Origin of the sequence: Streptomyces sp. NPDC004732 (genome assembly GCF_040609235.1) — a bacterium.
Taxonomy (GTDB): domain Bacteria; phylum Actinomycetota; class Actinomycetes; order Streptomycetales; family Streptomycetaceae; genus Streptomyces.
On the sequence record NZ_JBEXJR010000003.1, the window covers coordinates 45,338 to 59,040 of the forward strand.

The following is a 13,703-nucleotide window of genomic DNA, read 5'->3' on the forward strand; positions in this document are numbered from 1 at the left end:
GTGTCCACACAAGGCAGTCGGGAACGCCCCCGCATCACGGTGCGGTCGGCCCGCCGCAGCACTCCCCTCACCTGGTGCGGGCCGCTACAGACCCACGTCCCTGCTCCGGAAGTCCTCCAGCGACTCCCGGCGGACCAGCAGCCTGGCGTGCCCGTCGGCCACGGCGACCACGGGCGGGCGGCCGACGAGGTTGTAACCGGAGGCCATCGACAGGTGGTACGCCCCGGCGGCGGGGACACCGAGCAGGTCCCCCGGCCGTACGTCGCCGGGCAGCGGGACGTCCGAGGCGAGGATGTCACCGGCCTCGCAGTGCCGTCCGACGACGGTCACCGCGGCGGGCTCGGCCGTGGAGCGCCGTCCGACCAGCCGGGGCACGTAGCGCACGCCGTAGAGGGCCGGACGCGGGTTGTCGCTCATGCCGCCGTCGACGGCGACGAAGGTGTGCCTGACGGTGCGCTTGACCGCGAGGACCCGGTAGAGCGCCACTCCCGCCGGGCCCGCGATGGCCCGCCCCGGCTCCACGATCAGGTGGGGCACCGCCAGACCGGCCACCGCGCAGCTCTCGACCAGCTCGGCCCGCACCCGGCGGGCGAGCGCGGGAATGTCGAGCGCGTCCTCGCCGGGCCGGTACGCGATGCCGTGCCCGCCGCCGAGGTCCAGCTCGGGCAGCGTGAGCCCGTGCTGGTCCTTGATGCGGGCCATCAGCCCCACCATGCGGCGCACCGCGGCGAGGAAGGGCTTCTCCGTGGTGATCTGCGAGCCGAGGTGGCAGTGCAGGCCCACCAGTTCGAGCGTCGGCTGGCCCAGGATGCGGGCGACTGCGTGCTGGGCGGAGCCGTCCGCGAGCGAGAGGCCGAACTTCTGGTCGTCGGTGCCCGTGCGGATCTTGGCGTGTCCACCGGCTGCGATGCCGGGCACCACCCGCACCATCACCTTCTGGCGGCTGCCCGGCGGTACGGCCGCGGCGAGCCGGGCGATCTCCGACGCGCTGTCGATGACGATCCGGCCCACGCCGAGCCGGAGGGCGGCCTGGAGGTCGTGCGGGCTTTTTGCGTTGCCGTGCAGCACTATGCGCTCCGCGGGGAAGCCCGTGGTGACGGCGAGCTCCAGTTCACCGGCGGAGCACACGTCGAGGCCCAGTCCCTCCTCCTCCATCCAGTGCGCCATGGCGCGGCACAGGAACGCCTTGGCGGCGTAGAGGACTTCGGCGTCCGGGAAGGCCTGCCGGTAGGTGCGGCAGCGGGTGCGTACGTCGGTCTCGTCGATGACGTACGCGGGGGTGCCGAAGCGCTCGGCGATGTCGGTGAGCGGGACACCGCCGACGGTGAGGTCGCCGTGGGCCGGTGCCATGGTGGTCGTGGGCCAGACGGACAGTTCGGCGTCGGGCAGTTCGGCGTCGGGCAGTTCGGCGTCGGGCGGGGTGACGGGGGCGGGGACCGGGTCGGGGACAGGGCGCGCGGCGGGGGCCGGGGCCGGTGCCGGGAACGGGGGTACGTGCAGTGTGGTCATGACAGCTTCTCTCTTCGCCTCGTCTTCGTCCTCAGCCGTTCCGCGAGGGCAGGGCGCCCACCAGGGCGGACCTGCCGGTGGCCCGCGGGGCGCCCGTCGGCTGCGGGTCCGGGGTCCGTCGGACGACGGTGGTCGCCCGCGGCGGGGCGACGGGGTGGGCGGCGAGCCGCGGGTCGACGGTGACCTCGCTGACGCCGAGCGGCTCGGCGAGGGAGCGCAGCGCAGGTTCGGAGAGCCTGATCCACGCCTGTCGGGGGCCGAGAGCCGCACTCAGGCGGCGTGGAGTCGTGAAGGCGACGGCGGTGCGCCCGCCGACGGGGGTGCGGAACAGGCGGGCGACGCAGCCCGCGGGTCCCGGCCGGACGGGGACGAACAGTGGTCCGGCCGGGCCGGGTTCGCAGGGCTCGGGGTCCTCGTCGCAGAGATGCTCGACCATGGGTTCCTCCGGTGGGAACAGCAGGGAAGGAATGGGACACCGCGGGTTCGGTCGGAAGCCGACGGCATACGGTGACGTTATGCCCGGCACCGGGTGTCAACCGACCCTCCATGACGAGACGTTGACGGAACTGTGCCGCCCTCTGACGCGTTGCTGGCGCCGGAGCCCGCCCGGCCGTCAGGGAAACGTCGAATCCACCGGTGCGCTCTTGAGCGAACGGTCCCGGCCCAGTTGGATGTGGGACAGAACGGGAACCCGGCGCCGAGGCAGCCGGTCACCGGCCGCGTTCCCGCGGACCGGTGCACCCGGTTCACTCGAAGGCCTCACTCCGAAGGAGCGTCTGATGATGCAACTTCCCCCGCACCACCTGCCCGCCGTGCCCCGCTGGTTCGCTCCCGACTCTCCCGGGCCCGCGTCCCTGCCCGAGCACGTCGCCGCCACCGGCATCGGCCGGTGGTGGGCCGACCGCGCCCTGGATCCGCGGGCCGTGGCGGTCTCGTGCGCGGGCCACGTGCTGCTGCGCGGGGATCCCGGCAGTGTCGCGCCGGACCTGCTCGCTCCCTTCGCGCACAGCCACGTCGAGGCGCCCGCCCGCTTCCTCCCGGTGCTCGGCGCCGCCTTCGACCGCCTCGTACCGGCCGAGCGCATGGTGTACGTGCATCGAGAGCCGGTGCCCGCGCCGCGCACTCCGCGGGGAGTGACCGTGCGCCGCCTGACGCCTTCGGACGCGCCCGCGCTCGCCGCACTCCCACCGGAGTCGGCGTGGATCCATGACAGTTGGGGCGGGCCCGAGGGACTCGCCGCGTCCGGGCACGGCTGGGCTGCGGTGGACCGGGGCGGCCAGGTCGCCGCCGTGGCCTGCGGCTACTTCACCGGACAGACGTACGAGGACGTGGCCGTGCTCACCACACCCGAGCGCCGTCGCGAACGCCTCGGTCTCGCCTGTGTCACCGCCCTGTGCGCGGACATCACCGCACGCGGCCGCACCGCGAGCTGGTCCTGCAGCCGGGACAACCGTCCCAGCCGCCTGCTGGCCTGGACGGCGGGGTTCCGGCTGCAGCGGGAGTACGTGCAGTACGTCACTGGAAAGGCGCTCGCCCCGCCCCGGGCCTCCACCGACGTCCCGGCCTGACACACCGCTGCCGCGATATCTGCTGCGATGCCCGACTTGGTGACCGGTTCGATGCCTGCGGCAAGCAATAGCCGTCCGCTCGTTCGAGATCAAGAGCGACCGGAAGAGGGCAAGGTCACAGCCATTCATGGCACCGCGTGCCAGGGGTTGCGCCCTAGCATCGGGGCATGACGGTCCTGCCTGACGACGGGCTTTCGCTGGCCGCCGAGTTCCCTGATGCGACCCATGAGCAGTGGCACCGCCTTGTGGAAGGCGTGCTGCGCAAGTCGGGTAAGGACGTATCGGGCACGGCCGCAGAGGAAGCGCTGTCCACCACCCTCGAGGACGGGCTCATCACCCGCCCCCTGTACACCGCGCGCGACGCCGCGCCCGACGCCGGTCTCCCCGGCTTCGCCCCGTTCGTCAGGGGGTCCGTTCCCGAGGGCAGCACCCCGGGTGGCTGGGACGTCCGGCAGCGGTACGCGAGCGCCGACCCCGCGCGCACCAACGAAGCCGTCCTCACCGACCTGGAGAACGGCGTCACCTCCCTCTGGCTGACCGCGGGCCCCGCAGGCCTGCCGGTCTCCGGCCTCGAGCGGGCCCTCGACGGCGTCTACCTCGACCTGGTGCCCCTCGCGCTCGACGCAGGCGACCAGACCGAACCCGCCGCACGAGAGCTGCTGCGCCTGTACGCGGCCGCAGGGGTCGCCGACGACGCGGTGCGCGGCACGCTCGGCGCCGACCCGCTCGGGCACAAGGCCCGCACCGGGGAGAAGGTGACCTCGTTCGAGGGCGTCGTCGACCTGGCCCGGCTGTGCGGCGAGCGCCATCCCGGCCTGCGCGCCCTGACCGTGGATGCCCTGCCGTACCACGAGGCGGGCGCCTCCGCCGCGCAGGAGCTCGGCGCCTCGCTCGCCACGGGTGTCGAGTACCTGCGCGCGCTCCACGACGCCGGTCTCGGCGTCGGCAAGGCCTTCGCGCAGCTGGAGTTCAGGTACGCGGCCACCGCCGACCAGTTCCTCACCATCGCCAAGCTGCGCGCCGCGCGCCGCCTCTGGGCGCGGGTGGCCGAGGTGTCCGGGGTCCCGGCGGCCGGGGCGCAGCGCCAGCACGCGGTGACCTCACCGGTGATGATGACCCGCCGCGACCCGTGGGTGAACATGCTGCGGACCACCGTGGCGTGTCTCGCCGCGGGCGTGGGCGGCGCGAACGCCGTGACGGTGCTGCCGTTCGACCACGAGCTCGGCCTGCCGGACGCGTTCGCGCGCCGCATCGCCCGCAACACGTCGACGATCCTCCTGGAGGAGTCGCACCTGGCCCGCGTCATCGACCCGGCGGGCGGCTCCTGGTACGTGGAGCGGCTCACCGACGAACTGGCGCACGCCGCCTGGGAGTTCTTCAAGGAGATCGAGCGCGCGGACGGCCAGGCCGCGGCCCTGCGCTCCGGTCTGGTCGGCGACCGGATCGCCGCGACCTGGGCCGAGCGCAAGAAGAAGCTGGCCCGGCGCCGCGAACCGATCACGGGCGTCAGCGAGTTCCCGCTGCTGGCGGAGCGCACGGTCGAGCGCGAGCCCGCGCCGGCCGGACACACCGGCGGCCTGCCCCGGGTGCGCCGCGACGAGGCGTACGAGGAGCTGCGCGCCCGCTCGGACGCCCACCTCGACACGACCGGCGCCCGCCCCAAGGTGTTCATCGCCGCACTCGGCCCCGCCGCCGCGCACACCGCGCGGGCGACCTTCGCCTCGAACCTCTTCATGGCGGGCGGGGTCGAGGCCGTGCACGACCCGGTGTCGGTGGACGCGGAGTCGGCCGCCGATGCGTTCGCGGCGAGCGGTGCCACGGTGGCGTGCGTCTGCTCCAGCGACGCGCTCTACGCCGAGCAGGCCGACGCGGTCGCGCGGGCCCTGAAGTCGGCGGGCGCACTGCGCGTGTTCCTCGCGGGACGCGGGGAGTTCACCGACATCGACGAGTACGTCTTCGCCGGCTGCGACGCGGTCGCCGTGCTCACCTCCACCCTCGACCGCATGGGAGTGGCGTAATGCGGATCCCCGAGTTCGACGACATCGAGCTGGTCCCGGCCGACGGCCCGGCCCCTTCGGCCGAGCAGTGGCACGCCGCCGTGAAGGAGTCCGTGGGCAAGTCCGAGGCGGACCTGCTGTGGGAGACGCCCGAGGGCATCGCGGTCAAGCCGCTGTACACCGGGGCCGACGCGGAGGGCCTCGACTTCCTGGGGACGTACCCGGGCGTCGCGCCGTATCTGCGCGGCCCCTACCCGACGATGTACGTGAACCAGCCCTGGACGATCCGGCAGTACGCGGGATTCTCCACCGCCGAGGAGTCCAACGCCTTCTACCGCCGCAACCTCGCGGCCGGGCAGAAGGGCCTGTCGGTCGCCTTCGACCTGCCGACCCACCGCGGCTACGACAGCGATCACCCGCGCGTCACAGGTGACGTCGGCATGGCGGGCGTCGCCATCGACTCGATCTACGACATGCGTCAGCTGTTCGACGGCATTCCGCTGGACAAGATGACGGTGTCGATGACGATGAACGGCGCGGTCCTTCCGGTCCTCGCGCTGTACATCGTGGCGGCGGAGGAACAGGGCGTACCGCCCGAGAAGTTGGCCGGGACCATCCAGAACGACATCCTCAAGGAGTTCATGGTCCGCAACACCTACATCTATCCGCCGAAGCCCTCGATGCGGATCATCTCCGACATCTTCGCGTACACCTCGCAGAAGATGCCGCGCTACAACTCGATCTCCATCTCGGGCTATCACATCCAGGAAGCTGGTGCGACGGCCGACCTGGAGCTCGCGTACACCCTCGCCGACGGCGTGGAGTACCTGCGCGCGGGCCAGGAGGCGGGCCTGGACGTGGACGCGTTCGCGCCGCGGCTCTCCTTCTTCTGGGCGATCGGCATGAACTTCTTCATGGAGGTCGCCAAGCTCCGCGCGGCGCGCCTGCTCTGGGCGAAGCTCGTCAAGCAGTTCGACCCGAAGAACGCCAAGTCCCTTTCGCTGCGCACCCATTCGCAGACGTCGGGCTGGTCGCTGACCGCGCAGGACGTGTTCAACAACGTCACGCGCACGTGTGTCGAGGCGATGGCGGCGACGCAGGGCCACACGCAGTCCCTGCACACGAACGCCCTGGACGAGGCGCTCGCCCTGCCGACCGACTTCTCCGCGCGCATCGCCCGCAACACCCAGCTCCTGATCCAGCAGGAGTCGGGGACGACCCGGACCATCGATCCGTGGGGCGGCAGCGCGTACGTCGAGAAGCTCACGTACGACCTGGCCCGACGCGCCTGGCAGCACATCGAGGAGGTCGAGGCGGCGGGCGGCATGGCGCAGGCCATCGACGCCGGTATCCCGAAGCTGCGCGTCGAGGAGGCCGCGGCCCGTACGCAGGCCCGCATCGACTCGGGCCGCCAGCCCGTCATCGGCGTCAACAAGTACCGGGTGGACAGCGACGAGCAGATCGACGTCCTCAAGGTCGACAACTCCTCGGTGCGCGCCCAGCAGATCGCCAAGCTGAAGCGGCTGCGCGAGGAGCGCGACGAGGCGGCCTGTCAGGACGCGCTGCGCGCGCTCACCGCGGCCGCCGAGCGCGGCCCCGGCCAGGGCCTAGAGGGCAACCTGCTCGCGCTCGCGGTCGACGCGGCCCGTGCGAAGGCCACGGTCGGTGAGATCTCCGACGCACTGGAGAGCGTGTACGGGCGGCACGCGGGCCAGATCCGTACGATCTCCGGTGTGTACCGCACCGAAGCAGGCCAGTCCCCGTCCGTCGAGCGCACCCGCACGCTCGTGGACTCCTTCGGCGAGGCCGAGGGGCGCAGGCCGCGCATCCTGGTCGCGAAGATGGGCCAGGACGGCCACGACCGCGGCCAGAAGGTCATCGCCACCGCCTTCGCCGACCTGGGCTTCGACGTCGACGTCGGCCCGCTGTTCCAGACCCCGGCGGAGGTCGCGCGCCAGGCCGTCGAGGCGGACGTGCACATCGTGGGTGTCTCCTCGCTGGCCGCCGGTCACCTCACGCTCGTGCCCGCGCTGCGCGAGGAGCTCGCCGCCGAGGGCCGGGACGACATCATGATCGTCGTGGGCGGTGTCATCCCGCCGCAGGACATCGAGGCCCTGCACGACGCGGGCGCCACGGCGGTGTTCCCGCCCGGCACGGTGATCCCCGACGCGGCGTTCGACCTGGTGCAGCGTCTGGCGGCCGATCTCGGCCACGAACTGTGAGCCGGTGAGTGGCGACCCCATGGCTGTGAAGATCGACATCGATACGTATGTGAAGGGCGTCCTCGACGGGAAGCGCGCGTACGTCGCGCGGGCCATCACCCTCGTCGAGTCGACCCGTCCGCAGCACCGGGCGCTGGCACAGCAGTTGCTGACCGAGCTCCTCCCGCACAGCGGGCGGGCCCGGCGGGTCGGCATCAGCGGGGTGCCGGGCGTGGGCAAGTCCACGTTCATCGACGCGCTCGGCACGATGCTGACCTCGCTGGGGCACCGGGTCGCGGTGCTCGCGGTCGACCCGTCCTCGACGCGCACGGGCGGCTCCATCCTGGGCGACAAGACCAGGATGGAGCGGCTCTCGCTGGATTCCGCCGCTTTCGTACGGCCGTCTCCCTCCGCCGGGACGCTCGGCGGGGTCGCCAAGGCGACGCGCGAGTCGATCGTGGTCATGGAGGCAGCGGGGTACGACGTGGTGCTCGTGGAGACCGTGGGCGTCGGGCAGTCGGAGACGGCAGTCGCGAACATGGTCGACACGTTCCTGCTGCTGACCCTCGCCCGCACCGGTGACCAGCTGCAGGGCATCAAGAAGGGCGTACTGGAACTCGCCGACGTCATCGCAGTGAACAAGGCGGACGGACCCCACGAACGGGACGCGCGCTCGGCAGCCCGGGAACTGGCGGGCGCCCTGCGCCTCATGCATCCGGCGGACGCCGCATGGACCCCGCCCGTGCTGACCTGCAGCGCCCGCGAGTCGAGCGGCCTCGACACCCTCTGGGAGCGGATCGAGCAGCACCGCGCGCTCCTGGACTCGGCGGGGCGCCTCGCCGCCAAGCGCCGTGACCAGCAGGTCGACTGGACCTGGTCGATGGTGCGGGACGAACTCCTGGGCAGGCTGCGCGGCCACGCGGAGGTGCAGCGGCTCTCCCCCGGCCTCGAACAGCGCGTCCGGGAAGGCACCCTGACGGCCACGTCCGCCGCCGAGCAGATCCTCGACGCCTTCCAGGGCGACCGCCCCTGACCACGCCCCACGTGAACGGAGCCACCCGCACCATGAACGCCACGCCCGACGCCCCCGCCGACGCTCCCGCCGACACTGTCGCCGACTCCCCCGTCCTGCTCCGTCAGGAAGGCCGCGCCGGGCACATCGTCCTGAACCGGCCCCGGGCCATCAACGCCCTGAACCACCCCATGGTCCGGATCATGGCGGACGCCCTGGACGCCTGGGAGCGGGACGGGTCGGTGGCGACGGTGGTGCTCACCGGCGCCGGGGAGCGCGGGCTGTGCGCGGGCGGCGACATCCGCTCCATCCACGACGACGTCCGCGCGGGCGGCGTGGCGGCGTCGGCCGCGTTCTGGCACGACGAGTACCTCCTGAATGCGCGCATCGCCCGCTTCCCGAAGCCGTACGTGGCCGTCATGGACGGCATCGTGATGGGCGGCGGTGTCGGCGTCTCGGCGCACGGCGGGGTGCGGGTGGTCACCGAGCGGTCCAAGGTGGCGATGCCGGAGACCGGCATCGGCTTCGTCCCCGATGTGGGCGGCACGTATCTGTTGACGCGGACGCCCGGTGAGCTCGGCACGCATCTCGCGCTGACGGGGACGCCGGTGGGCGCGGGTGACGCGCTGCTGTGCGGTCTTGCGGACCACTACGTTCCGTCGGAGCGGCTGGCGGAGTTCACCGGGGCGCTCGCCGACGCGGACGTGATGGATGTGGTGCGGGAGTTCGCGGACGCGGCACCGGCCGGTGAGCTGGCGGCCCACCGCGAGTGGATCGACCACTGCTACGACGCGGATTCCGTCGAGGAGATCGTGGACCGGCTGCACGCCAGTGGCGACCGGCACGCGAAGGAGGCGGCCGAGACGATCCTCGCGAAGTCCCCGACGTCCCTGAAGGTCACGCTGGCCGCGCTGCGCCGGGCGCGTGCGCTGCCCACTCTGGAAGCGGTCCTCGAACAGGAATACCGCGTGTCCTGTGCCGCCCTGCGCTCGCCCGACCTGCCGGAGGGCATCCGGGCCCAGGTCGTCGACAAGGACCGCAGGCCGCGCTGGTCGCCCTCGGAGCTCTCCGGAGTGACGGAGGCGGACGTGGCCCGCTTCTTCGAGCCGACGGGCGCGGTACCGCTCGGCCTCATCTGACGGACTGCACTCGTCGTCGCCTCAGGGCGGGTCCGTCTCCGTGACCACGGCGAGCAGTTGGAACGGCTGTTCCTTGTCCCACTGGGCGACGCCGAGGGCTATCCATCGTCCGTCCACCCGCCACAGGTGGAGGTCCGGCACGCAGGAGCTCAACTGGGCCCACGGCTCCGGTATCTCCTCGTCCGCGTCGCCGAAGTCCACCGCCACGGTGCGCTCGAAGAGGCTCGCCAGGCTGAACTTCTGCGGTGGTCCCCAGCGGTCGGCGAGGAGCACGGTCAGGGCGTCGCGCTCCGCGTCGTACTCCTCCTCGATGAGCTGCCACCGCGTGCCGTCGTCCTCCCAGAACGCCTCACTCGTCAGTAACTCCGCGATGTGGAACCCGGGCCCCTCGGAGCCACGCTCGGACCTGCCGTGCTCCGCGGGAAAGTCCCGGGAGCGCAGCAGGTCGATCGCGGCGAGATGCTGTGCGCTGCTCATGACGTCCAGTAAAGCGGGCGCCACTGACAACGCGTCACGCGTCACGCGTCGTGCGTCACGCGTCGCGGCGGCGCACCGCCCACCAGCCGGCGAGCAACACGACGGCCGTCCACGCCGCGCTCACGGCGAGCCCGGACAAGGGGCCGACGCTCCCGGTCGGGTTCTCGTGCAGCACCTGCTGCCCCGCCTTGTCCGGCAGGAATCCGGCGGCACCGTCCGCCACGTCGCCGACCACGAACGAGACGATGAGCGTGAAGGGGATGAGGATGCTGAGCACGGCGACTCCGCTGCGCAGCACCGCCGTCAGGCCCGCCGCGAGGAGCGCCATCAGTGCCAGGTAGATGCCGCCGCCGACGCAGGCCCGCACGGCGCCCGGGTGGCCGAGCCCGATCGCATGGTCCCCCATGAAGGCCTGGCTGGTCAGGAAGGTGGCGAAGCTGGTGACGAGTCCGGCGAGCAGGGCGAGGCCGCCGATGACCAGCATCTTGGAGCCGTAGAAGAGCCCCCTGCGCGGCACGGCCGCGAGCGAGATCCGCAGGGCACCGCTCGTGTACTCGGAGGAGACGGCGGTCGTCCCGAAGCTGATCGCCGCGATCTGGCCGAAGTTGATGGCGTAGAAGGCGTCGAAGAGAGGTTCCGCGTCGGCGTTGTCCGCCTCGGCCTGGCCGACGGTCGCGAAGGCCAGTGCGGTGATGGCGAGGGTCGCCACGAAGACGATGACGAGCGAGACCAGGCTCGACCGCAGCGACTTGATCTTGATCCACTCTGCGTGGGTGACGGGCAGTACGGCGGAGTTCGCCATGATCAGGCCTCCTGACGGGTGCGGGACGCGGTGCCGGTGGGTGCCCGGAACTCGGCCTCGTCGGCCGTCAGGGCGAGATATGCCTGTTCCAGGGAGGTCTGTTCGTCGGCGAGTTCGAGCAACTGGACCCCGGCGCCCGAGGCGATCGCGCCGATCTCCTCCGCCTTCGCCCCGTCGACCGTCCAGCGGCCGTCGACCGGCTCCCCGAGGGCGTACCCCCGGCCGGACAGCAGTTCGCGGAGGCGGTCCGGGTCCGTCGTGCGCACGCGGACCCGCGCCTGGCTGTGCGACGCGATGAACGCGGTCATGGGGTCGTCCGCGAGCAGCCTGCCGCGGCCGAGGACCACGAGGTGGTCGGCGAAGGTCGCGGTCTCGTTCATGAGGTGGCTGGAGACGAGCACCGTGCGGCCCTCCTCGGCCAGGCGCCGCAGCAACTCGCGGATCCAGATGATGCCTTCGGGGTCCAGACCGTTGGAGGGCTCGTCCAGCATCACGACCTCGGGATCGCCCAGGAGCGCGGCGGCGATGCCGAGGCGTTGCCGCATGCCCAGCGAGAACGTCTTGATCCTGCGCCCCGCCACGGAGGCGAGACCCGACTCGTCCAGGACCTCGTCCACCCGCCGCGCGGGGATGCGGTTGCTGACCGCGAGGGCGAGGAGATGGTTGCGTGCGGTGCGCGAGCCGTGGGCCGCCTGGGCGTCGAGGAGCGCCCCGACGTGGCGCAGCGGTTCGGCGAGTTCGGTGTAGGGGCGGCCGCCCACCGTGGCCGTGCCCGAGGTGGGGCGGTCCAGGCCCAGGACGAGTCGCATGGTGGTCGACTTGCCGGCGCCGTTGGGGCCGAGGAATCCGGTGACCCGGCCGGGGCGGACGCTGAACGTGAGGGCTTCCACGGCGCGGGTCGTGCCGTACTCCTTGGTCAGGTCTTTGACGTCGATGCTGGTCATGGGCATCAGCCTGGCCGTTGGCGGCCTGCCGGGTCTTCCCCCGCCCGGGGAGATCGTCTCCCCCTCACGGGGGAGTCGTGCGGTGCGGGTGACCTGGCACGATGGCGCAATGCCCGGCTTCCTGAGACCCCTGACCCGCGCGGTCACCTACACGCGCTGGCTGCACATTTTCCTGGGGTCGGCCATTGCGTGGGTGTGCGCCTCGATCTATCCGGGGCTCTCCGAGCCCTCGTACACCGACTGGGTGCTCGTCGGGGTCACCCCCGTTCCCCTGCTGGTGATCGCTGCCATGGTGCCCGTCATGCGCAGGGCCGAGGGGCTGCAGGCCAGGATGATGCTGTTTCCCGGTCAGCACGCGCGCGTGCCGGGCGGTGAGATGGAGGAGACCGGCATCTCCGTGGCCCCGTCCGCCTCCTGGCGCGACCGGCTACGGACCGCCGTCTGGCTGGTGTTCCGCCTGGAGCTGGGCATCGCCCTGGTTCATGTGACGGGCCAGCTCATCGGGATGGTCTTCGCCGTGACGGGCGCGAACGACCAGCCCCCGGATGCGGACGGCCTGCTGCTCGACCCGCCCGAGGCGGCCTGGATCAAGCCGCCGCTGAGCCTGCTGCTCGTCCTGGCGGAGCTCGGCGTACTGCTGGCGGCGGGCCATCTGATGGCCGTGGTGGCCCGACGCCTGCTCGGCCCCTCCCCCGCCGAACGCCTCGCCGTCATGGAGGAGCGCACCGAACAGCTCCTGGAACGCAACCGCATCGCACGCGAACTGCACGACTCCATAGGCCACGCCCTGACCGTCGCCGTCGTCCAGGCGGGCGCCGCAAGGGCCGCCTCGGACCCGGAGTTCACCGCACGGGCCCTGGAGGCGGTCGAGGAGACCGGGCGGGCCGCCCTGGAGGACCTGGAGCGGGTCCTGCGCGTGCTGCGCGAGGACGAGCAGCCCGTGAGCGGACGGCCCACCCTCACCGACGCCGACCGGCTGCTCCAGTCGGCGCGTGCGTCGGGCGCGAAGGTGGACGTGGAGGTGTCGGGGCCCGTGGAGCGGCTGCCCGGCCCGGTCTCCCGGGAGGGCTACCGCATGCTCCAGGAGGCGCTGACCAACGTCCTGCGCCACTCCGGCCCCGTGCCGGTGCGCCTGCGCATCAGCGTGGACGACGCCCGTCTGGTGATGAACGTGCGCAACGCGCTGCCGGGCGCGACCAGTGCCACGGGACGCGGCGGCAGCGGCCTGCGCGGCATCCGGGAGCGGGCGACACTGCTCGGCGGGCGGGCCACCACAGGACCCCACGACGGCGAATGGCAGGTGCACGTCGAACTGCCCCTGCGGTGATCTAGGCTGATCCGATGCCTGTGACAGTGCTCCTCGTCGACGACGAACCCCTCGTACGCGCGGGCCTGCGTGCCGTCCTGGAGGCGCAGCCCGACATCCGGGTGGTGGGTGAGGCGGCGGACGGCGCGGCGGTGATCCCCCTCGTCCGCGAGCTGCGCCCCGACGTGGTCGCGATGGACGTCCGCATGCCGCTGCTCGACGGCATCGAGGCCACCCGCGCGGTGCTGCGCACGGTGCAGGATCCGCCGAAGATCCTGGTGGTGACGACCTTCGAGAACGACGAGTACGTGTACGAGGCGCTGCGCGCGGGCGCCGACGGGTTCCTGCTGAAGCGGGCCAGGCCCGCGGAGATCGTGCACGCCGTGCGGCTGGTCGCCGAGGGCGAGTCGCTGCTCTTCCCTGCGGCGGTCCGGCAGCTGGCGGGCGAGTACGGCGCGGAGCGGGGCAATCCGCAGGCCAGGGACACGCTCGCGAAGGCGGCCCTGACCGAGCGCGAGGCGGACGTGCTGCGGCTGATGGCACGCGGTCTGTCCAACGCGGAGATCGCCGCCCGGCTGATCGTGGGCACCGAGACGGTCAAGTCTCATGTCAGTGCCGTCCTCGCGAAGCTGGGGGCCCGGGACCGGACGCAGGCGGTCATCGCCGCGTACGAATCCGGTTTCGTCTCGCCGGGATGACGCCCCTGTGTGCGTCGCAGGCGGGCCCGGCACTCGCCGCCGTACCGTCC

The 13,703-nt window shown here is 72.3% G+C and carries 12 protein-coding genes; 7 read left to right on the plus strand and 5 right to left on the minus strand.

Going from position 1 to position 13,703, the window contains the following annotated elements; translation table 11 throughout:
• Positions 1–84: 84 nt before the first annotated feature.
• Positions 85–1,509: a diaminopimelate decarboxylase gene (lysA, locus tag ABZV77_RS09315; protein WP_356252562.1), complete on the minus strand. Its 1,425-nt coding sequence runs from the start codon at positions 1,507–1,509 to the stop codon at positions 85–87.
• A 31-nt stretch (positions 1,510–1,540) separates the two neighbouring features.
• Positions 1,541–1,945: an SAV_915 family protein gene (locus tag ABZV77_RS09320; protein ID WP_356252565.1), complete on the minus strand. Its 405-nt coding sequence runs from the start codon at positions 1,943–1,945 to the stop codon at positions 1,541–1,543.
• 343 nt (positions 1,946–2,288) lie between these two features.
• Here ABZV77_RS09320 and ABZV77_RS09325 point away from each other — a divergent pair, with 343 nt between their 5' ends.
• From ABZV77_RS09325 to ABZV77_RS09345, 5 genes are all read left to right on the plus strand, one after another.
• Positions 2,289–3,077 carry a GNAT family N-acetyltransferase gene (locus ABZV77_RS09325; RefSeq protein WP_356252568.1) on the plus strand — a complete coding sequence of 263 codons (789 nt, stop codon included), beginning with the start codon at positions 2,289–2,291 and terminating at the stop codon, positions 3,075–3,077.
• Between the two features lie 167 nt (positions 3,078–3,244).
• Positions 3,245–5,095: a methylmalonyl-CoA mutase subunit beta gene (locus ABZV77_RS09330; RefSeq protein ID WP_356252571.1), complete on the plus strand. Its 1,851-nt coding sequence runs from the start codon at positions 3,245–3,247 to the stop codon at positions 5,093–5,095.
• Complete coding sequence (scpA, locus tag ABZV77_RS09335) at positions 5,095–7,296, plus strand: methylmalonyl-CoA mutase (protein WP_356252574.1); 2,202 nt, start codon at positions 5,095–5,097, stop codon at positions 7,294–7,296. The genes ABZV77_RS09330 and scpA overlap by 1 nt, the downstream gene beginning before the upstream one ends.
• Before the next feature lie 19 nt (positions 7,297–7,315).
• Positions 7,316–8,308, plus strand: a complete 993-nt coding sequence (meaB, locus tag ABZV77_RS09340) for a methylmalonyl Co-A mutase-associated GTPase MeaB (RefSeq protein WP_356252577.1) — start codon at positions 7,316–7,318, stop codon at positions 8,306–8,308.
• Between the two features lie 32 nt (positions 8,309–8,340).
• On the plus strand, positions 8,341–9,426 hold the full coding sequence (locus ABZV77_RS09345) for an enoyl-CoA hydratase/isomerase family protein (RefSeq protein WP_356252580.1): 1,086 nt from the start codon (positions 8,341–8,343) through the stop codon (positions 9,424–9,426).
• A 21-nt stretch (positions 9,427–9,447) separates the two neighbouring features.
• On the opposite strand, the gene ABZV77_RS09350 is transcribed toward ABZV77_RS09345, so the two are convergent.
• The 3 genes from ABZV77_RS09350 to ABZV77_RS09360 are packed head-to-tail and all read right to left on the minus strand — an operon-like array spanning position 9,448 to position 11,649.
• Positions 9,448–9,903, minus strand: coding sequence for a hypothetical protein (locus tag ABZV77_RS09350; RefSeq protein ID WP_356252583.1), 456 nt, complete (start codon positions 9,901–9,903; stop codon positions 9,448–9,450).
• Between the two features lie 55 nt (positions 9,904–9,958).
• A complete protein-coding gene (locus ABZV77_RS09355; RefSeq protein WP_356252586.1) occupies positions 9,959–10,705 on the minus strand; it encodes an ABC transporter permease in 747 nt (248 codons plus the stop codon).
• A gap of 2 nt (positions 10,706–10,707) precedes the next feature.
• A complete protein-coding gene (locus ABZV77_RS09360; protein ID WP_356252589.1) occupies positions 10,708–11,649 on the minus strand; it encodes an ATP-binding cassette domain-containing protein in 942 nt (313 codons plus the stop codon).
• A gap of 109 nt (positions 11,650–11,758) precedes the next feature.
• On the opposite strand from ABZV77_RS09360, the gene ABZV77_RS09365 reads away from it, so the two are divergent.
• Positions 11,759–12,976 carry a histidine kinase gene (locus ABZV77_RS09365; RefSeq protein ID WP_356252592.1) on the plus strand — a complete coding sequence of 406 codons (1,218 nt, stop codon included), beginning with the start codon at positions 11,759–11,761 and terminating at the stop codon, positions 12,974–12,976.
• Between the two features lie 14 nt (positions 12,977–12,990).
• A complete protein-coding gene (locus ABZV77_RS09370) occupies positions 12,991–13,653 on the plus strand; it encodes a response regulator transcription factor (protein ID WP_356252595.1) in 663 nt (220 codons plus the stop codon).
• Positions 13,654–13,703: the final 50 nt, after the last annotated feature.